20 protein-coding genes are annotated in these 21,205 nt (G+C 35.4%); 17 read left to right on the top strand and 3 right to left on the bottom strand.

Annotation, left to right across the window (positions count from 1 at the left end; translation table 11 throughout):
- Window positions 1-2 precede the first annotated feature (2 nt).
- The 11 genes from paaD (at window position 3) to IMCC3317_RS10570 (ending at window position 10,254) form a co-directional block, all read left to right on the top strand.
- The gene (gene paaD, locus IMCC3317_RS10620; RefSeq protein WP_160129479.1) at window positions 3-503 is read left to right on the top strand and encodes a 1,2-phenylacetyl-CoA epoxidase subunit PaaD; all 501 of its coding nucleotides are present in this window, start codon (window positions 3-5) and stop codon (window positions 501-503) included.
- Window positions 504-598: 95 nt separating this feature from the next.
- The gene (locus tag IMCC3317_RS10615; RefSeq protein ID WP_160129478.1) at window positions 599-1,384 is read left to right on the top strand and encodes an enoyl-CoA hydratase-related protein; all 786 of its coding nucleotides are present in this window, start codon (window positions 599-601) and stop codon (window positions 1,382-1,384) included.
- A 46-nt stretch (window positions 1,385-1,430) separates the two neighbouring features.
- Window positions 1,431-1,802 (top strand): four helix bundle protein, encoded by a 372-nt coding sequence (locus IMCC3317_RS10610; protein WP_160129477.1) that lies wholly within the window; start codon window positions 1,431-1,433, stop codon window positions 1,800-1,802.
- Between the two features lie 87 nt (window positions 1,803-1,889).
- On the top strand, window positions 1,890-3,068 hold the full coding sequence (locus IMCC3317_RS10605; RefSeq protein ID WP_160129476.1) for a 3-hydroxyacyl-CoA dehydrogenase NAD-binding domain-containing protein: 1,179 nt from the start codon (window positions 1,890-1,892) through the stop codon (window positions 3,066-3,068).
- A gap of 34 nt (window positions 3,069-3,102) precedes the next feature.
- Complete coding sequence (locus tag IMCC3317_RS10600; RefSeq protein WP_160129475.1) at window positions 3,103-3,507, top strand: four helix bundle protein; 405 nt, start codon at window positions 3,103-3,105, stop codon at window positions 3,505-3,507.
- Between the two features lie 52 nt (window positions 3,508-3,559).
- Complete coding sequence (locus IMCC3317_RS10595) at window positions 3,560-3,973, top strand: PaaI family thioesterase (protein WP_160129474.1); 414 nt, start codon at window positions 3,560-3,562, stop codon at window positions 3,971-3,973.
- Window positions 3,974-4,065: 92 nt separating this feature from the next.
- Complete coding sequence (gene pcaF, locus IMCC3317_RS10590; protein WP_160129473.1) at window positions 4,066-5,274, top strand: 3-oxoadipyl-CoA thiolase; 1,209 nt, start codon at window positions 4,066-4,068, stop codon at window positions 5,272-5,274.
- 365 nt (window positions 5,275-5,639) lie between these two features.
- The gene (paaZ, locus tag IMCC3317_RS10585) at window positions 5,640-8,132 is read left to right on the top strand and encodes a phenylacetic acid degradation bifunctional protein PaaZ (protein WP_160129472.1); all 2,493 of its coding nucleotides are present in this window, start codon (window positions 5,640-5,642) and stop codon (window positions 8,130-8,132) included.
- 174 nt (window positions 8,133-8,306) lie between these two features.
- The gene (locus tag IMCC3317_RS10580) at window positions 8,307-8,597 is read left to right on the top strand and encodes a GIY-YIG nuclease family protein (RefSeq protein ID WP_160129471.1); all 291 of its coding nucleotides are present in this window, start codon (window positions 8,307-8,309) and stop codon (window positions 8,595-8,597) included.
- Between the two features lie 41 nt (window positions 8,598-8,638).
- Window positions 8,639-9,391 carry an enoyl-CoA hydratase/isomerase family protein gene (locus tag IMCC3317_RS10575; protein ID WP_160129470.1) on the top strand — a complete coding sequence of 251 codons (753 nt, stop codon included), beginning with the start codon at window positions 8,639-8,641 and terminating at the stop codon, window positions 9,389-9,391.
- Window positions 9,392-9,657: 266 nt separating this feature from the next.
- Complete coding sequence (locus tag IMCC3317_RS10570) at window positions 9,658-10,254, top strand: acyltransferase (protein ID WP_160129469.1); 597 nt, start codon at window positions 9,658-9,660, stop codon at window positions 10,252-10,254.
- Window positions 10,255-10,259: 5 nt separating this feature from the next.
- On the opposite strand, the gene IMCC3317_RS10565 is transcribed toward IMCC3317_RS10570, so the two are convergent.
- The 3 genes from IMCC3317_RS10565 to IMCC3317_RS10555 all read right to left on the bottom strand — a co-directional run bounded on the left by IMCC3317_RS10565 (window position 10,260) and on the right by IMCC3317_RS10555 (window position 13,917).
- On the bottom strand, window positions 10,260-12,458 hold the full coding sequence (locus IMCC3317_RS10565) for a TrkA-related ion transporter (RefSeq protein WP_160129468.1): 2,199 nt from the start codon (window positions 12,456-12,458) through the stop codon (window positions 10,260-10,262).
- Between the two features lie 209 nt (window positions 12,459-12,667).
- Window positions 12,668-13,087, bottom strand: coding sequence for a VOC family protein (locus IMCC3317_RS10560; protein WP_160129467.1), 420 nt, complete (start codon window positions 13,085-13,087; stop codon window positions 12,668-12,670).
- A gap of 362 nt (window positions 13,088-13,449) precedes the next feature.
- On the bottom strand, window positions 13,450-13,917 hold the full coding sequence (locus IMCC3317_RS10555) for an Lrp/AsnC family transcriptional regulator (RefSeq protein WP_160129466.1): 468 nt from the start codon (window positions 13,915-13,917) through the stop codon (window positions 13,450-13,452).
- 187 nt (window positions 13,918-14,104) lie between these two features.
- Here IMCC3317_RS10555 and IMCC3317_RS10550 point away from each other — a divergent pair, with 187 nt between their 5' ends.
- The 6 genes from IMCC3317_RS10550 (at window position 14,105) to IMCC3317_RS10525 (ending at window position 21,075) form a co-directional block, all read left to right on the top strand.
- Entirely contained in the window at window positions 14,105-15,409 is a 1,305-nt protein-coding gene (locus IMCC3317_RS10550) for a dihydrolipoamide acetyltransferase family protein (RefSeq protein ID WP_160129465.1), read from the top strand.
- Between the two features lie 287 nt (window positions 15,410-15,696).
- A complete protein-coding gene (locus IMCC3317_RS10545; protein WP_160129464.1) occupies window positions 15,697-16,755 on the top strand; it encodes a branched-chain amino acid aminotransferase in 1,059 nt (352 codons plus the stop codon).
- 403 nt (window positions 16,756-17,158) lie between these two features.
- On the top strand, window positions 17,159-19,231 hold the full coding sequence (locus IMCC3317_RS10540; protein ID WP_160129463.1) for an alpha-ketoacid dehydrogenase subunit alpha/beta: 2,073 nt from the start codon (window positions 17,159-17,161) through the stop codon (window positions 19,229-19,231).
- Between the two features lie 291 nt (window positions 19,232-19,522).
- The gene (locus IMCC3317_RS10535) at window positions 19,523-20,083 is read left to right on the top strand and encodes a helix-turn-helix domain-containing protein (RefSeq protein WP_160129462.1); all 561 of its coding nucleotides are present in this window, start codon (window positions 19,523-19,525) and stop codon (window positions 20,081-20,083) included.
- A gap of 303 nt (window positions 20,084-20,386) precedes the next feature.
- On the top strand, window positions 20,387-20,539 hold the full coding sequence (locus IMCC3317_RS10530) for a lmo0937 family membrane protein (RefSeq protein WP_160129461.1): 153 nt from the start codon (window positions 20,387-20,389) through the stop codon (window positions 20,537-20,539).
- A 32-nt stretch (window positions 20,540-20,571) separates the two neighbouring features.
- Window positions 20,572-21,075 carry a hypothetical protein gene (locus IMCC3317_RS10525; protein ID WP_160129460.1) on the top strand — a complete coding sequence of 168 codons (504 nt, stop codon included), beginning with the start codon at window positions 20,572-20,574 and terminating at the stop codon, window positions 21,073-21,075.
- Window positions 21,076-21,205 lie beyond the last annotated feature (130 nt).

The raw sequence follows: 21,205 nt of genomic DNA, 5'->3' as shown, positions 1-21,205 counted from the left end.
CTATGATCGCAGAAAAACAACATATAGACGAAATCCTTATTCCAATCTTGGAAAAAGTATCCGATCCTGAAATTCCGGTACTTTCTATTATGGATATGGGTGTTGTACGATCTGCTATACTTGTTAACGGAATTGTAGAAGTTAAAATTACACCAACCTACACAGGTTGTCCTGCAATGGACGTAATTGGTGAAGATATTACAAAAGCACTTCAAGAAAACGGATACGAATCTAAAATAAAGTTAATTCTCGCGCCAGCGTGGACAACCGATTGGATTACCGAACGTGGACGAAACGCATTGCGTGAATACGGAATTGCGCCGCCATTAAATCCAGATGCAGACAAAGAAGCGTTATTGGGCGACAAACGGATTGTAAAATGTACCAATTGCAAATCAACCAATACAAAATTAGTGAGTCAATTTGGCTCTACAGCATGCAAAGCATTATTCAAATGTGAAGACTGTTTAGAACCTTTTGATTACTTTAAATGCCTTAAGTAAATTATAAACCGTAAAATATAAAATTCTAAATGTAAAAGTTATACCGAATATCATTTTTACATTTAAAATTTAACATTTAAAATTTTTCATTATATATGAATACCCAATCTATAAATTTAACCATACAAAATAACGTAGCGCACATTACGCTCAATCGACCTGAAGTATTCAACAGCTTCAATCGTGAAATGGCGTTGCGTTTACAAGATACCTTAGACCAATGCGAACAAAATGATGAAGTACGCGCCATTGTACTTACAGGAGAAGGAAAAGCATTTTGCGCAGGTCAAGACTTAAAAGAAGTCACACATCCAGAACTCAATCCTGGATTCAAAAAAATACTAGAAGAACATTACAATCCAATCATTAAGCGAATTCGGAATATTGAAAAACCAATTATTGGTGCTGTTAATGGAGTTGCCGCAGGTGCAGGCGCAAACATTGCATTAGCATGCGATATTGTAGTTGCGCATGAAAAAGTAAGTTTCATTCAAGCATTTAGTAAAATCGGTTTAATTCCCGATAGCGCAGGAACGTTTTTCTTGCCACGATTAATCGGATTTCAAAAAGCGTCTGCTTTAATGTTATTAGGCGATAAAGTTGGCGCAGTAGAAGCCGAACGTTTAGGAATGATTTACAAAGTATTACCGCTAGAAACTTTCAAAGAAGATGTTACTGCACTAGCTGAAAAATTAGCCAAAATGCCAACAAAAGCATTAGGTTTAACGAAAAAAGTATTAAATCAATCACTAACAAATGATTTAGAATCTCAACTTGCGTTAGAATCAAAACATCAAATAGAAGCGAGCGAATCAGAAGATTATCGTGAAGGAGTTGCTTCTTTTGTTGAAAAACGAGTACCGAATTTTAAAGGGAAATAAATATCGAATAAAGAATAACTAACACTGAATATCGAAGTTTAAAAAAGTGAAAAATAAAAAATACGATATAGAACAACGTTTAATTCAATTTTCTATTGATATTATAAAAATCTGTCAAAAAACAGCTAAAAATTTCGCATCAGAGCATTTAGGAAAACAAATTATTCGATCGTCAACATCTTCAGCTTTAAATTATGGAGAAGCGCAAAGTGCGGAATCTACAAGAGATTTTCAGCATAAGATGAAATTATGTTTGAAAGAATTACGAGAATCTTTAGTAAATTTAAAAATCCAAAAAGGAATACAAAGTATCTCAGATACTGAAGAGTTAGAAAAATTGATAAAAGAAAACAACGAACTAATTGCAATTTTCGTTTCTAGTATTAGAACATCAAAAAATAAAAACAATAACTTATGAATGTCAAATAACAAAATTGGTGAATCAAGCTAAAATTTAAACTTCATCATTCAATATTAGTTATTCGATATTCAATATTCAAACAACATGAAAGTAGGAATAATAGGTTCAGGAACTATGGGAAGCGGAATTGCGCAAGTTGCAGCAACTGCTGGATGCATTGTCAAACTATACGATACAAAACAAGTGGCTTTAGACAAAAGTAAAGCAGCTTTAGAAAAAATATTAAATCGATTGGTCGAAAAAGGACGAATCGATTCGACTGGAAAAGAACGCATTCAAGGAAACATTTCCTATGTAGATTCACTCAAAAACTTAGGCGATTCTGATCTAACTATTGAAGCGATTGTTGAAAACTTAGACATCAAACAAAAAGTATTTGTAGAATTAGAAACCTATCTTTCTGACGATGCAATCATAGCTTCAAACACATCTTCATTATCAATTGCTTCTATTGCTTCTGCATTAAAAAAGCCAGCACGTTGTATTGGAATTCACTTTTTCAATCCTGCACCTTTAATGAAATTGGTTGAGGTAATTCCTGCGATTCAAACATCAAAAGAAGTTTTAAACAAGACAATAAAAATTATCGCCGATTGGAAAAAAGTGGTCGCTGTCGCAAAAGATACGCCAGGATTTATCGTTAACAGAGTTGCACGACCTTTCTATGGAGAATCATTACGAATCTATGAAGAAGGTTTGGCGGATTTTGCAACCATAGACAACGCTTTAAAAACACTTGGCGGATTCCGTATGGGACCATTTGAATTAATGGATTTCATAGGAAACGACGTAAATTATACCGTAACAGAAACTGTATTTACAGCATTCTACTTTGATGCAAGATACAAACCATCATTTACACAAAAACGTTTATCGGAAGCTGGTTATCTTGGACGAAAAACTGGAAAAGGATATTATGATTATGATGAAAATGGACGTGTCACTTCGAGTCTTGACATTGAGCGGAGTCGAAATGCAGAAGATGAAAAATTATCACAACAAATATTCGATCGTGTATTAGTCATGTTAATCAACGAAGCGGCAGATGCTTTATTCTTAAACATCGCTTCCGCTGAAGATATAGACAATGCAATGACAAAAGGAGTCAACTATCCAAAAGGATTATTGGCTTGGGCAAATGAAAAAGGAATCGGTTGGTGTGTGGAAACCTTAGACGCTCTATACGACGAATACCATGAAGACAGATATCGTTGTTCACCGTTATTGCGGAAGATGAATCGTAATAAAACGAAGTTTTTTTAATAGGCAATAGGCAATAGGAATTAGAGGATTAGGCATGAGTAAAGAAAGTAAATATCAATTCAAATTTGAAGATTTAAAAGTGTACCAAAAAGCAATGGATTTTGGTGAATTAGTTGACAGAATTGTTAAAAAATTTCCAAACCATGAATTATATGCTTTGTCATCACAATTTAGGAGAGCAGCAGATTCTATAGCATTAAACATTGCAGAAGGTTATCCTGGTTCGGATGCTCAGTTCGTAAAACATTTGAATCATGCTATTTACAGTGCAAATGAATGTGTAAGTTGTAGTACCAAATCAAGAAGAAGAAACTATATTAACTTTGAAGAAGATGAGGAAAATAGAAGGTTAATTTCTGAATTAACAAAAATGATGTCTTCATTAAGAAAAAGAATATTAGAAAGAAAAAATACGAATACTAATACGACCAAGAACTAATGTCATTAAGTGAAGCACTAATTCCTAATACCAAATCCCTAATGCCTAAAAAATGCTTTTAAGCGGAAACAAAATACCTAAAAAGATGCTCAGTCTCGATCCATTCAGTACATGGTTGGGAATTGAAATTTTGGAATGTGAAATTGGAAAATGCAAAGTCGGATTAACCATTCGTAAAGACATGCTCAACAGTATGGGAAAAGCACATGGCGGCATCAGTTATTCGTTGGCAGATACAGCTTTTGGATTCGCGGCAAACACACATGGGAAATACGCAGTTTCCATTGAAACATCCATCAATCATATTGAAGCATTAGAAGAAGGTGATTATATCTATGCAGAATCTGTCATAGAAAAAGTAAAAAACAAACTCGGTTTCAACATCATTGAAGTCAAACGTGGCGACGAACTCATTGCATTATTCAAAGGTGTTGTGTATAGAACGCAAAAAGATTGGGAAGAATAAATTGAAGATTAACGATATTTGATTGCAGATTTTAGATTGGAAAAACTTCACAAATCAAAAATCGTCAATCAAAAATCTCAAATAGAGAAGATATGGAAGCATACATCATAGACGGAGTTCGAACTCCAATAGGAAATTTCAAAGGAACACTTTCAACACAACGCGTGGACGATTTAGGCGCTTTGGTCATCAAAGAAGTCACAGATCGCAATCCAAACATTCCAAAAGATGCGTATGACGATGTCATTATCGGATGCGCAAATCAGGCAGGAGAAGACAACCGAAATGTGGCGCGTATGTCACTATTATTGGCAGGTTTACCATTCACAGTTCCTGGCGAAACGGTAAACAGACTCTGTAGTTCAGGGTTATCGGCAATCATTCACGCAAATCGTGCAATCAAAGCTGGTGACGGTGATCTATTCATTGCTGGTGGAACGGAAAATATGACGCGAGCTCCATATGCAATTGCAAAACCCTCAAGTGCTTTTGGCACAGATGCCAAAATGTATGATACAAGTTTCGGTTGGCGATTCGTCAATTCAAAAATGCACGACGCATACGGAACTGACGGAATGGGAATGACGGCGGAAAACCTAGTAGAAAAATACAATATCTCTCGCGAAGATCAAGATTTATTTGCGTACAGAAGTCAAATGAAAGCGACAGCAGCGCAAAAATCTGGACGATTAGCCAAAGAAATTGTCGCTGTAGAAATTCCACAACGTAAAAAAGATTCAATCATTTTCAAAGATGACGAATTCATCAGACCAAACACAACGACAGAAATCTTAGGAAAACTAAGAGCAGCGTTCAAAGGCAACGGAAGTGTCACCGCAGGAAATGCTTCTGGTTTAAATGATGGCGCGGCGGCAACAATCATCGCTTCTGAGGCAGCTGTCAAAAAATACAATCTCAAACCAATGGCACGAATCGTAAGTTCGGCAGTTGTTGGCGTAGAACCAAGAATCATGGGAATTGGTCCTGTAAATGCTTCCAACAAAGCACTCAAAAAAGCAGGATTAACCATGGAAGATATGGACGTCATAGAACTCAATGAAGCCTTTGCAGCGCAAAGTTTAGCCTGCATTCGCGAATGGAAATTGGCAGACGATGATCCACGAATCAATCCAAATGGTGGCGCAATCGCAATCGGTCATCCGCTCGGCGTTACAGGTGCGCGTATTGCGTATTCTGCGGCGTTGCAATTGCAGGAAACGGGCAAACGATATGCATTAATCACAATGTGTATTGGTGTCGGTCAAGGCTATGCGGCAATCATTGAAAATGTGAATATATAATATAATTTGGGCGTTACCTAAAGGTCGGGCTTTCCGCTGTATCTTTTTTAAAAAGGTTATAATTGCGAGACAAATTTTTAATTTGTTGTAACAATCTGTAATTAAAGAAGCAGATTACTTCGTCGCAAACTCCTCGTAATGACGAGTATCAAATTTTAAAAAAGGATGCCGCTACAATCCCTAACGCGGGAAAAGTAGTGAGAGTTGAGTTTTGAGGCGACTCAACCACAAAAAAGTTAAAAGTTAAAAGTGGTGAGTTAAATTAATAAGTAATTTTACGAACAACGAACAACGAACCAAAAACCAAAAAGGAGCAAAGCGACCAACACACAACTGACAACCAACAACAAAAAACTAACAACAAAATGATCCTACAAAGCTATATCAACGGACAATGGACACAAGGAACTGGAAAAGGTTCTCCAATGTTTGATGCCGTAACCGGAGAAACCATCGGATTTGCAACTACGGAAGGACTCGATATTCCTTCAGCACTTGCGTATGGAAGAACAAAAGGAGGCGAAAAACTTCGCAAAATGACCTTTCAAGAGCGTGGAAACATGCTCAAAACACTAGCTTTATATCTCAACAAACGAAAAGAACAATTCTACGAAATCAGTTACAAAACTGGTGCAACACGTGTTGATAGTTGGATTGATATCGAAGGCGGATTCGGAAACCTATTCGCAAATGCTTCGTTACGTAAACTATTTCCAAACCAACCATATCACGTAGAAGGCGATCCAATTGATCTTTCTCGTGGCGGACGTTTCATGGCGCATCATATATTAGTGCCAAAACGCGGCGTTGCAGTTCATATCAACGCGTTTAATTTCCCAGTTTGGGGAATGTTAGAAAAATGTGCCGTAAACTGGATGGCAGGAATGGCTGCAGTCGTTTTACCGGCGCCACAAACTTCATACCTAACAGAAGCAGTTGTAAGAGTCATTATTGATTCAGGGATCTTGCCAGAAGGCGCATTGCAACTCTTAAGTGGAATGACAAAAAATATTCTTGACACCGTAGAATCGCAAGATGTTGTAACCTTTACAGGTTCAGCACATACAGGACGAATGCTAAAAGCACATCCAAGATTAACGCAAGAATCAGTTCCATTCACAATGGAAGCAGATTCATTGAACTGTTCGGTTTTAGGAGAAGATGCAGTGCCTGGAACTCCAGAATTTGATTTATTCGTTAAAGAAGTTCGAAAAGAAATGACCGTAAAAACAGGTCAAAAATGTACCGCAATCCGAAGAATTATTGTTCCACAAAACTTAGTAGAAGATGTTCAAATTGCACTTGGTAAACAACTAGCGAAAGTTACCATTGGCGATCCACGACTCAAAGAAGTTCGCATGGGCGCATTAATCAACAAAGCGCAAGTTCAATTTGTAAAAGATCAAGTTTCTAAACTGATTCAGACTGCCGATATGGTCTATGGAAGTTTAGATAACATTGACGCAGTTGGTGCAGATGGAGAAAAAGGAGCTTTCCTAAGTCCAATCTTATTAAGAGAAAACAATCCGTTCAAAAATACTGCGGTTCACGAAATAGAAGCATTTGGTCCAGTAAGTACCATAATGCCATATAAAAACATGGACGAAGCAATCGAGCTTGCCCAAATGGGGAAAGGTTCATTAGTCTCTTCCATCTTTACAAATGACGACAAACGCGCAAAAGAGTATGTTATTGGAGCAGCGTCACATCATGGAAGAATCTTAGTTGGAAATCGTGATATGGCAAAACAAAGTACAGGACACGGTTCGCCATTACCAATGTTGGTTCATGGTGGTCCAGGACGCGCTGGTGGTGGCGAAGAAATGGGCGGAATGCGTGGCATAAAACATTATATGCAACGTTGTGCCATTCAAGGTTCGCCAACAACAATCACAGAAGTTACAGGTATTTATCAGGCGAATGCCGAATATAAAGAAACAGAAAAGCATCCGTTTGCATATCATTGGGAAGATATCGAAGCTGGAATGTCCTTGAAAACTCACAAGCGTACAGTTACCGATACAGATATTATCAACTTTGCAAACTTAACTTGGGATCATTTTTACGCACATACCGATATCACTTCGTTAGAAGGAAGTATTTTTGAAAAACGAACTGCGCACGGATATTTCATTATTGCAGCAGCAGCAGGATTATTTGTCTATCCAAACAAAGGTCCAGTAGCAGCAAATTATGGTTTGGAAGATTGTCGTTTCTTGCGTCCAATTTATCATAATGACACGATTCATGTACGATTAACGTGTAAAGAAAAAATAGACAGAGATTCCAGAGGAAAAGAATTGCCAAGCGGAATTGTAAAATGGTTTGTTGAGGTATTTGATCAAGAAGATGAATTGGTTGCGATTGCGACAATCTTGACAATGGTTCAAAAGATAAATCGATTCAAAACAATTGATAAAAAATCGATTCAAAACTATCTAAGTAAACTTACCGAAGACACAAAACCAGTTTGGGGAAATATGTCGTCACAACAAATGGTAGAGCATTTAGAATATACACTGAAAGTAGCATCTGGAGAAATCCAGGATTTTGAAATAGAAACTCCAGAAAAGTACCTAGAAAAAGTGCAAGACAGTTTGTACACGCACGATAAAATGCCAAGAAACTTTGATGCGCCAAAATTATTAGAAAAGTTAATATCAGAAGCACGTTACGAAAATCTGGCGGAAGCCAAACATAAATTACTAGAAGCATACGACGCATACGAATTATACTTTAAAGAAAACCCTAAAGCAACCACTAAAAATGCAGTTTTTGGAAGTTTGGATAAATTTGAATGGAGTTTGATGCATACGAAGCATTTTAACCATCATTTTGAACAATTCAATTTGTTGTAACAAATTGAATTGTTCAAAATGATTCCCGAGAAATCGGGAACCTCAGATAATCAACAAAAGGTTAAAATGAAAAATATTCCTAAGAAATAGAGAGTTTAAAATTTTAATAAGCACTACTTTTTTAATAAGTTAATCATAGTAAAATCTAGCGAAAGCGGAAATCTAAAAATCAATTTGGAAACGTATTCAGTATACATAATCACAAACAAACCAAAAGGTGTTTTGTATATTGGAGTTACAAAAGATTTAAAAAGAAGAATCAGACAGCATAAGAATAAAGTTCATCCAACTACTTTTTCAGCAAGATATAATTTGAATATTTTAGTGTATTTTGAAAATCATGAAGAAAAAGAAAGTGCGCTGTTAAGAGAAAAACGAATTAAGAAGTGGAATCGAGATTGGAAAGTTGAACTGATTGAAAAGACGAATCCTAATTGGGAAGATTTAATAAGTGAAATAAAATAGAACTAACAAAAACAAGATTCCCGCTTTCGCGGGAAATGAATATGACAGATCCATACGTAAAACAAAACATAGAAAACGGCGTAGCAACCATCGAATTTTTTCATCCAGCGCATAATTCATTGCCAGGCGATATTTTAGCCAAATTAGCACAAACGATTACTGATGCAGGAACGAATGACGAGATCAAAGTAATTGTCCTAAAAAGTGGAAGAGATCGTACTTTTTGTGCAGGTGCAAGTTTTAAAGAACTCATCAATATCAACGATGCAGAAGCGGGAAGAATTTTCTTTTCAGGATTTGCAAACGTAATTAATGCGATGCGAAAATGTCCAAAATTCATCATTGGTCGCGTGCAAGGAAAAACAGTTGGCGGCGGCGTAGGATTGGCTTCTGCAGTCGATTATTGTATGGCTTCTAAATTTGCTTCTATCAAATTGAGTGAACTGAATGTCGGAATTGGACCTTTTGTCGTTGGACCAGCCGTAGAACGTAAATTAGGCTTAAGCGGAATGTCGCAAATTGCAATTGACGCCGATAGTTTTTACGATGCGGAATGGGCGAGAAGCAAAGGTTTGTACATGAAAGTTTTTGAAACCAATGAAGAACTTGACAAAGAAGTAATTGCTTTTGCAAACCATTTATGTACGTACAATCCGGAAGCAATGGCTGAGATGAAAAAAGCATTTTGGACAGGAACCGAAGATTGGGATAACTTATTGGCAGAACGTGCTGTGATTTCGGGACGTTTGGTGCTTTCTGAGTTTACTAAAGAGACTTTGAAACGGTTTGCGTAATATAGTATTGAGTTTTTAGTATTGAGAATTGAGATTTAGCTCGTTAATCAATTCAGTTTTACAGAACGTCATTTCGAGTGTTTTTTATGGAGTGAAGCAGAATAAAAAATGTATCGAGAAACTTTGAGAAATAAAATGGTTCTCGATACTTCGGCTTTCGCCTCAACTCGAACTGACGTTTGTAAAAAATAAAAATAATTATCATTAGATTTTAAAAAGTTCAGAATTAACAATTAAAAAGATTCCCGTTTTCACGGGAAATGAATATGATATACGAATTCAAAGGATATATACCAGTTGTACACGAAAGTAGTTTTGTGCATCCACTTGCGGCAGTTACAGGAAATGTGATTATTGGTAAAAATTGCTACATCGGGCCTGGCGCGGCAATTCGTGGTGATTGGGGAGAAATTATCTTGGAAGATGGCGTAAATGTGCAAGAGAATTGTACGGTGCATATGTTTCCAGGGAAATCTATTGTGTTGAAAGAAAGCGCACATATTGGTCACGGTGCCATTATTCACGGAGCAAATATTGGTAGAAATGTCCTTGTCGGAATGAATACCGTAATTATGGATGATGCCGAAATCGGTGATGAAAGTATTATTGGCGCAATGGCTTTTGTGAAAGCAAAAACGGTGATTCCGAATCGTAGTTTGGTTGTTGGAAATCCTGCAAAAGTGATTAAGCAAGTGAGTGACGAAATGATTGCTTGGAAAACTAAAGGAACACAACTCTATCAGCAATTGCCAAAAGATTGTCATGAAACTTTACACGAAGTTGAGCCTTTACGTGAAGTTCCAAAAAATCGTCCAACACAGGAAGCTTTTTATGATACGTTGCGGGATTTTATGGGTAAGTAGTTTTGTTAATAATTGTCTAATACTTTAGCACTTGTACAGAATACAATTAGCTCATCATCATTATCGACAGGTCTGTTTTTTTCGGTTTTATCTGTAGGATTTACTATAATTTGTCTAGTTAATTTCTCAGCCACCAGTAATTTTTCCAATCTACTTTCATCTATAATTTCGTTTCCGTTAGTATCACGAAATACAATTCTAATGGCAATTAATAATATTCCTTTTTGTCGTAACATAGGAAGAAGTTCATCAAAAGTTTTACCAATTAAGCTTTTAAACCTTTTTTTATTCAGATCTATTGTATAGAATTCATTGTGAGAATTATATGTTAAAACTTCATCTAATACTTTAGAAACACCATGATTTAACATGCTTTGCATTAGTATATTTTTACTGTATTCACTACTACTTATAATCTCATTGACATCAGAATTTTTTAAATCAGTTATAAATTTTGAATGATTGATTTCTGCAATTATATAGATAGAATCTTCATATTTGTTAGCCTGCAATAGCCCAAGATTTTCAGTTGATTCTTCCGATTTGAGAGTGTCAGGTTTCATAGTCATTTTTCTACAATACCTTGAGATTGCTAATGATCGTAATAATGTTTTTTCATCATGCTCTGTAGATGAACCTTCCGACAAAATCACTACAGTATCTGCTAAATGTAGATTTGCTCGTTTTAGAGTATCTTCTTCTCTGGCATCACCAGCTATGAAATTGATTTTTCGTTTCGCTTCAAGTTGTTTCAAAACTGGAGAATTTGCTATTAATAGTTCAGGATTATCTGCGATACAAATTATTTTCTTTTTTTGACGTTTATAATTCTTATTTGCATTAATTAACTCCTTTAAAAATTCATCTGTATTATCTTTCCATCCAACAATAACTATATGATTACTAAATTTATATTCCATAGTGCCTTTTATTCTTTTTTTTAAAAGTTTATAATTAATATATTCTCCAAAAGCCAATGTTATAGGTCCAACAATAAGTATGTACGATGAGAATGGCAACATTATTTGACCTAAGTATGACAAAGGAAATATGTTATTATTGTTTCCTGTTAAATTTGTAATTATTATCCAAAAATGTAAATCTTGTTTGGTCAGATTTAGAATTTTACTTTTTATTCTTAAGTCATTATAAAATGATTCTTCTGAAATTAATAGAATCTCTACACTTAGAAAATAAAAACCTATAATTATAAATATTCCAATAATGATGTGTTTATATCGTATCCATAGAATTGAATAATCGGTTTTGAAAATCTCTTTTCTCAATACATATATTAATACTAGTAAAAGTAAAAGTATTAGTGTGATGAATGCAAAGTGAGTGTAATTGAAAGAGTCATAATTAATTTGCACAGCTAGTGAATCGGTCATTGGAATCCCGTAAAGAATTTTATGATTTTCTTCCTCTTTAAAAAATGAAATACTTTTTGAAATTCTATTAGCAATCTTTCCGTTATGTCCTCGTATGGAATTGATTAGATTTTCAGATAATCCTATGTCAAAATCTTCATTGACACTTTCTACACTAGTATTTAATCCAATCAAAAATGTCCAACTTCCAATAGTGTTTAGCGTATTTTCATCGTTCGTTGAAGAAGGAAAAACGTTCGTAATTTTATTGGTGATTAAAGAAATTTCAGTATCAGAAAATCCTGCTTTATTAATATTTGATTTATTCTCTAAAGATTCAATCGGTAATGAAAATGATACAATTACATCAATTTTATTAGTGTTAATACCTTCAATCAACTCTTGGTAATTACCTTCAATAACTTCAAATTTGTTAATGCTAACATTTGTAAGTTTACATATCTTTTCAAAAATCTTAAATGAATAATTATTTTTTCCTGTAACGCCTATCACATTTACGGTATTTGCAAATTCATTAAAAGATGCGAAGCTTTTAATATTTTGATTCGTGTATAGTAAAAGATTTTCTTGAAAAAGGGGAAGTATAAGTTGAATGTTTTTTATACTATTTGTTTCGTCATACAAACGCTCTAAAAAGACATCTCTTTGCGATATTGCAAAATCACAAAACCGCTCATCCAAGAGTTTAACGTTTTCAAGTGAGCCGTCACTAACTATATTTTTAAAATCATACTCGTTATATAAACTATCAAGTATGCTTTTTAAAAATTCACCAGTTTGATTATAATTACCGTCTTCAATACCTGAGGACAAAAGAAATTGTTTTCTGCTAGTATCGTTTTGCGCAATACAATTGGCAGTAATTAATAAAAATACTATAGATAATATTCTTTTTATTGATGTGTGTTTATAGTGAGAAAAATACAATTTGGGATTTTACCCAAAAATAGAATGATAAATAGATTAAAACTTACGGGTTTCCGTAATCTGTTGATTATGTATCAAATGACTTTTAATATCAACTATATCTTTTGCTTATAAAAGGCATCTTCATCCACAACCAAAGTAGTCAATTCTACTACATGTCCATCTAAATCTTCTGTATAAATCGAATGAAAATAATGATGATCTTTCACTGTAAATGTTAATCCTAAATCTTGGTAATGTTGTTTCGCTTTCGCGAATGATTCCTGACTGACTTGAAACGCAAAGTGATCAATTTTCACATTATTAGAAGCCAAATCTAATTTTGGATCATTTGAGTTTGCCGGAAACAACGCAATTCCAGTTTTACCAGACAGCATAAAAATAGGAAACTCGCCCCATTTTGGCGATTGATAACGTTTCAAACCTAGTACTTTTTCATACCAAGCAACCGAAGCATTCATATCTTTCACGTTAATTGCCACATGATCTAAAAAATCGAGTTTAAAATCTATCATAACTTAAAAATACTACTTATTCTAATAAAACTAAAATACAAAACTTGATTTCTGTCAGTTCGAGCGCATTCGAGAACAACAAAAAGTGAAAAGTGATGAGTGAAAAGTGATGAGTGAAAAGTGAAAAGTGAAAAGTGAAAAGTGAAAAGTGAAAAGAAATTATAAATAAATATTGAATTTTGCATTAAAAATTGTTTTTTAGCAACAAGCAACAAGCAACAAGCAACAAGCAACAAGCAACAAGCAACAAGCAACAAGCAACAAGCAACAAGCAACAAGCAACAAGCAACAAGCAACAAGCAACAAGCAACAAGCAACAAGCAACAAACAACAAGCAACAAACAACACACAACCAAAAAACCCTACAAACCTTCCAAATTCAATTCATGCGTTTGTTTCCCTTTGGATAACGCGACATAACTCTGCACACTTCCCAAATATGGTAATAGTGTCAACTTTGTAATGATAAACTTCTCGTAGGCTTCGACGTCTTCGACTACTAACTTTAGCAAATAATCAAAATTTCCAGCAATACGATGACATTCTACCACTTCTGGAAACTCATTAATCTGTTTCACAAACTTCTCCAAATAACTGCGCGTATGACCTTGTAACGTAAGTCCGATAAAAACAGTTTGTTTCAAGCCTAACTTCTTCGCATTCAACAACGCAACATAATTATCAATATAACCTTCTTTTTCAAGTTTTTTAATTCGCTCAAAAACTGGCGTTGTAGACATTTGAAGTTCTTCCGCCAAACTCTTGGTTGTACGATTACTATTGGTTTGTAGCAACTTTAAAATCTTCAAATCGATTTGATCTAATCTCATAACTATTCGGATAAAAATTATATAAAAACTGTGTTAAGTAGTTTGTAAAAGAAAAAAACGCAATAAAAAATCAAATATAAAGAATAAAACACTATTAATGAAAACCTATTGTAGTGTATTCGCTTTTGTAAAGACAAAAAACAGTATTTTAGTTCTTTATCTTGAAAAGTAAAACACATACTCGCTCATGCCTATCATATCAGTAAAAATGCCCAAAATGGGAGAAAGTATCTCGGAAGCCACTATTATAAGTTGGTTGAAAAATGTTGGAGATACGATTGAAATTGACGAAACCATTTTAGAAGTAGCGACAGATAAAGTTGATTCTGAAGTTCCATCGCCATGTACAGGTGTGATTACCGAAATTCGTTTTCAACCAAATGATATCGTTCCTGTTGGAGAAATAATTGCGCTTATTGATGCTTCTGAAACAGCGAATATTGAACAAGAAACAGCGAATGATGAAGTAAAAAAAGAAACTCTTCGAGAACCAAAAGCAAAAACTTCAACGGTTCATCATTCAAAATTGGATATTCAATATTCTTCAAACCCTGATGCATTTTTATCTCCGTTAATTGTCAGTATTGCCAAAAAGGAAAACATGACTATTGAGGAAGTGCAAAGCATTTCTGGAACTGGCGCAGAAGGTCGGATTCGTAAAAGTGATGTATTCAATTATTTGAAAAATAGACAATATCCGTTGGCAAGTCGTCCACAAGCGCAGCCAAAAGTTGCCAAAAGTAGTTACAATCCGCCGCCAATCAAATATGTAGAAGGTCATGACACTGTCGTGGAAATGGATCGCATGCGAAAAATGATCGCGGATCACATGGTGTATTCCAAACACACATCGCCACACGTTACCGCGTACATTGAAATAGATGTTACCAATATGGTAAACTGGCGAAATACTAGCAAAATTCCGTTCCAAGAAAAATATAACGAACGATTAACGTTCACACCATTATTCGTAGAAGCTGTCGCAAAAGCAGTCATAGACTTTCCAGGAATCAACGCTTCGGTTTCGGAAGATGGCAAAAAAGTCATTGAACGTAAAGACATCAATATCGGAATGGCAACGGCATTACCAAGTGGAAACTTAATCGTTCCTGTGGTGAGAAATGCAGACGAAAAAAACCTAAAAGGATTGGCTGCTGAGGTAAATCACTTAGCAAACGCTTCTCGCGAAAACAAACTCAAACCCGAAGAAATTCAAGGAAGCACCTTCACTATTTCGAATGTTGGAACCTTTGGAAGTCTCATGGGAACACCAATTATCAATCAACCAGAAGTTGCAATTTTAGCATTAGGAATCATCAAAAAGCGTCCTGAAGTCATCACGACAGAAAACGGAGACGAAATCGCTATTCGAAGTATGATGTATCTTTCATTATCCTTTGACCACAGAGTTGTTGACGGATATCTCGGCGGATCATTCTTGCGAAAAGTTGGTGATTACTTAGAAGCATTTGATCCGAAAAGGAAAATCTAAACTAGAAGTTAAAAGTTAAAAGTTAAAAGTTAAAAGTGAGAAGTGAAAAACGAATAGACAAATCAACAAATAATAGACAAGTAAAAAGTGTTTATAAGTTTAAAAGTTTACGTTGTCAACAGCCAAATTAACAAAAGTAGAAGAAGTTAAAAGTTAAAAGTGAGAAGTGAAAAACGAATTAACGAATAAACAAATCAACAATAAAGGAGCAAAGCGACTATAATCCAACAACCAACAACCAACAACCAACAACCAGCAACCAGCAACCAGCAACAAACAACGAAACAATGTCACAAAACATACACGTCACAAAAACCACCGAATCCAGAGCCTCACAATTAGACTTTGAGAATATTCCATTAGGAACCACCTTTACCGATCACATGTTTATTTGTTCGTATGAAGATGGAAAATGGCAACAGCCAAAAATTCAACCGTTGGCAATGATTCCAACGCATCCAGCAGCAATGGCGTTGCATTACGGGCAAGCCATTTTTGAAGGAATGAAAGCAACGGTAAATGCAGCAGGCGAACCGTTATTATTTCGTCCAGAAGAAAATGCAAAACGATTAAATTTCAGCGCAAGACGCATGGGAATGCCTGAATTTCCAGAAGATTTATTCGTTGCAGCACTCAAAAAAATTGTAAACATGGAACGCGGTTGGATTCCGCCACAAGAAGGAAGTGCGTTGTATTTGCGTCCGTTTATGTACGCAACCGAACCATTTATCGGAATGCGCGCGGCAACAAGTTATCACTTCATAATCATAGCATCGCCAGCAGGGCCATTCTTTACAAAACGCATCAAACTATACGCGGAAACTAAATATATCAGAGCAGCTCAAGGCGGAACTGGAGAAGCAAAAGCGGCAGGAAACTACGCAGCGGCAATTCGTCCAACGGAAATCGCAAAATCAAAAGGATACGATCAAGTATTGTGGTTAGATGCGCATGAATTCAACTACATTCAGGAAGTTGGAACCATGAATATCTTCTTCAAAATCAACGGCAAATTCATCACGCCAAGTTTAGATGGTGCCATTTTAGACGGAATCACACGCAAAAGTGTGATCGACATTTTAGAAGATAATAAATATGTAGTAGAACAGCGACCTATCACGCTAAGTGAAGTCAAAGAAGCTGCTGCAAACGGAAGTTTAGAAGAAGCATTTGGAACAGGAACTGCAGTTGGAATTGCGATGATTCAAGCTATTGGACACGACGAAACCGAAATTCACGTATCTGACGAAAGTCCTGTTGGACAACTAGTTATGGATACAATCAACGGACTTCGCTCTGGGAAATTAGAAGACAAACATAACTGGATGGTTGCTGTGAATGGGTAGTTTGAGTTATGAGTTATGAGTTGTGAGTGAAAAGTGAAAAGTGAAAAGTGAAAAGTGAAAAGTGAAAAGTTGAAAGTGAAAAGTTAAGAGTGAAAAGTTAAAAGTTGTGAGTGAAAAGTTGAAACGGTCAATACTATTTAGGGATATACATTTGGGCGTTACCTAAAGGTCGGGCTTTCGGCAGTCGCTCTCTACGAGGAGCTCCAACAAAGCCTCAATCCCTAACGCGGAAAGTAGACTTCGAGAACCTCAGTCTACTTGCAACACATAAAAACCATGTTTTGACTTTACAGAATGTGTTAAAGAAGTAAAAAATGTAGATTTTGAGAACCTCAATCTGCTTTTGAAGTAAAAATGTAGTAGACTGAGGCACACGAAGTCTACAAATAGGAAGATCAATCTTATGAAAAAAGAAACACTACAAAAAGGATTCTCATTGCTCTGCACTGCCAAAGCGATGACAACTTTATACGAAGATAATTTTAAGCAAGTTTCCAAATATGTGCATGCAACTTCGCGCGGACATGAAGCTATTCAATGTGCATTAGGAATGCAATTAGTGCCACAAGATTATGCTTTTCCGTATTACCGTGATGACGCCATGTTACTTTCTATCGGAATGCGTCCGTATGATTTAATGTTGCAATTACTCGCTAAAAAAGACGATCCTTTTTCTGGTGGACGAACGTATTATTGTCATCCTAGTTTAAAAGAGGCAGATAAACCAAAAATCCCACATCAATCGTCAGCAACAGGAATGCAAACTATTCCTGCAACTGGTGCGGCAATGGGAATGAAATATAAAGAAGTTCAAGGCATTGAAGACCAGGCTGCAAAAAATTCTCCATTTGACGAAACACGCGATTTAAAACCAATCACGGTTTGTTCATTAGGTGACGCTTCAGTTACGGAAGGAGAAATTGCAGAAGCGTTTCAAATGGCGGCTTTAAAGCAATTGCCAATATTATATTTAGTACAAGATAACGGTTGGGATATTTCGGCGAATGCCGCAGAAACCAGAGCGCAAAATGCCGCAGAATATGCAGAAGGATTCAAAGGACTCGACGCAATTTCTATTGATGGCGCAAACTTTATTGAAAGTTATGAAACACTTGAGAAAGTAATCAAAACCATTCGAGAAGAACGGCGTCCGATATTGGTTCATGCAAAAGTTCCGTTGCTCAATCATCATACTTCTGGTGTGCGCATGGAATGGTATCGGGACGATTTGGAAGAAGCACGTTCGCGTGATCCGTATCCAGTTATCAAACAGCAATTAGTAGACAATGGTTTTTCAGCGGAAGCTATTTCAACAATAGAAAAGGACGCAATCACGCAAGTGAAAGCAGATTTTGAAGAAGCTTTAAAAGCAGAAGATCCAACACCAGCAGATTTATTTACACACGATTTTGCACCAACACCAATTACTTCCGAGCAAGGAGAAAGAAGTCCTGAACGTGAAGATAAAGTCGTCATGGTAGATTGTGCTTTGTTTGCCGTAGAAGAAATCATGCGCAAAGACAAAGAATGCTTGTTATACGGACAAGATGTTGGTGGACGTTTAGGAGGTGTTTTCCGTGAAGCAGCAACATTGGCGCAGAAATTTGGCGATGATAGAGTTTTCAACACACCAATTCAAGAAGCCTTTATTGTTGGTTCTACCGTAGGAATGAGTGCCGTTGGATTGAAGCCAATTGTGGAAGTTCAGTTTGCCGATTACATTTGGCCTGGACTCAATCAGTTATTTACGGAGGTGAGTCGCTCGTGTTACTTATCCAACGGAAAATGGCCAGTTTCCATGATTTTACGTGTACCAATTGGCGCGTATGGAAGTGGCGGACCATATCATTCATCTTCAGTAGAATCTGTGTTGACAAATATTAGAGGAATTAAAATTGCATATCCAAGTAATGGAGCCGATTTAAAAGGCTTGATGAAAGCGGCATATTTAGATCCAAATCCTGTGGTGATTTTAGAACATAAAGGATTGTATTGGTCAAAAGTGCCAGGAACAAAAGGTGCAACTTCGGTAGAACCTTCAGAAGATTATGTGTTGCCTTTTGGAAAAGCAAATGTATTGCAGGAAATTTGGAAGCAAGACGAGAAAGAAACCATGACGATGATTACCTACGGAATGGGAACGCATTGGGCAATGAATGCTTCGGAAGGACAACGTGAAAACATTGAAATCATTGATTTACGAACGTTATTTCCGCTAGACGAAGAAGCGATTATTACATCTGTAAAGAAAACAGGAAAGTGTTTAGTTGTCACCGAAGAACCTGTAAATAATTCGTTTGCACGTGCTTTGTGCGGAATGATACAGGAGAAATGTTTCAAATATTTAGATGCGCCCGTCATGATTATTGGTTCAGAAAATATGCCAGCAATTCCACTAAATAGTATATTGGAGCAAACGATGATTCCATCTACAGAAAAAGTAAAAGCAAAGATTGCGGAGTTGATGAACTACTAAGTTTGTGTGTATATTTAAGTAGTCATTCCCACGAAAGTGGGAATCCATAGATTAGTATTTTAATTGATTCCTGCTTAAGTTTATCTTGAGCGCAGTTGAAAGGCACAAACGACATCTAATATTTCGGCAATTTCCATCTTCTAAAAACCTGAAAAAGTCCTTTCTGTAAATTGATTTTGTTGATTTTTATGGATTGGTACAACGGTTATATTTTTATGTAAGCCACATTTTCAACGGAATCTCATTGTAATGGTAGATTTAAAGGTACATTACAGAAAGTCAGATTCAACAATGAAATTATATATCAAATACATGGTAAGCTTACGATGTAAACTCATGGTAAAACTGGAAATAGAAAAGCTAGGATTACAATATACAAGCATTCAACTTGGTATGATTGAAATTAATGAGAACATTACTGATGAGGTAAAGGAAAAACTGAAATTAAATTTAGCGGTGTCTGGTTTGGAATTATTAGATGATAAAAAAAGTATTCTTATCGATAAGATAAAAACCATAGTTATAGAAATGATACACTATTCTGATGAAGTACCAAGAGTAAACTTTTCAGATTTTATTAGTAAAAAATTAGATTATGATTACACATACTTGTCAAATATATTTTCCGAAGTCAATGGTATTACCATACAACATTTCATCATAAAGCATAAAATAGAAAAAGCCAAAGAGCTCATACTCTATGATGAATTAAATCTTACCGAAATAGCCTATAGACTGCATTATAGCAGCGTAGCGCATCTATCCAATCAATTTAAAAAAGTAACAGGGCAAACGCCTTCATTTTACAAAAAGATTAGCGAAAAAAGAAAGAGCAATCTAGAGAATTTATAACCTATTTATCGTGTGTTTAGTTGAGTAAAAAATCAGTGATATATGTAATATTATTGCACAACTATATAACTATATATGATTGATACGTAATCATATTTGTATGGCTATTAATCAGTTAGTTAAAGTCCCAATGAAATAATTCATTTGGCATCAGAAAGCAGACTCGTACGTACGTCTGCTTTTTTTTAAGACTGAACATATGCTAGAAAAGTTTATCATTGAGATGTAAGTTTTCATCACAATTATAAAGAGCGGTTCAATTTCAAAGAGAAACTGAATCATAAGATGTAAAAAAATAAAGGAATGAAAAATTTAGTATACATCATCGCGGTAATACTTGTAATCGGTTGGTTATTAGGGTTTTTTGTTTACAGCGAACGTAGATTGATACACATATTACTAGTCTTGGCTGTTATAGCTATATTATTGAGACTGATACGTGGTAAAGGAATTTAATAACAATAAAATGATTATAAATAATTAAGAACATGAAAAAAATAATAATTTCAACTGTAATACTAATATTAGTAGCGTTTACAATGAACGCTCAAGAAATTTCGAAAAATGCTTTAGGGATAAGACTCGGAGGCAATAATGGTTTTGGAGGTGAAATATCTTATCAGGCACGTTTAAGCACTGATAATAGATTAGAATTAGATTTAGGATGGAGAAGTGGTAGCAACCATGACGGATATAAACTTGCGGGTTTATACCAATGGGTTATGCCGATAGAAAACCGTTTTAATTGGTATCTTGGTGTTGGAGGTGGAGTTGGATCATATAATTTTAATGACCGTAATAATATTAATAATGGTAATGATTTTAAAGATACTTTTATATTTGCCGCTGGTGATATAGGAATTGAATACAATTTTAAAATTCCGTTATTAATTTCATTAGATTTTAGACCAGAATTTGGTTTTGGAGATAAAGATTATGATAATGATGGTTTAGATTTAGATATTGCATTAGGTCTTAGATATCAATTCTAATATCGTTCATACGACATTAAATAATTAAGAAAGCCATTCATTTGGCATCAGAAAGCAGGCTAATTAGTCTGCTTTTTTTTGTCATTATTTTTTCAAATGTTGTACCGTTTGCGCGATTATCCTTGGTTTA

It is taken from the genome of Kordia antarctica (assembly GCF_009901525.1).
Lineage (GTDB): Bacteria > Bacteroidota > Bacteroidia > Flavobacteriales > Flavobacteriaceae > Kordia > Kordia antarctica.
The sequence above is the reverse complement of the archived record's forward strand: the minus strand, read 5'-3'. Positions and strand labels throughout refer to the sequence as shown.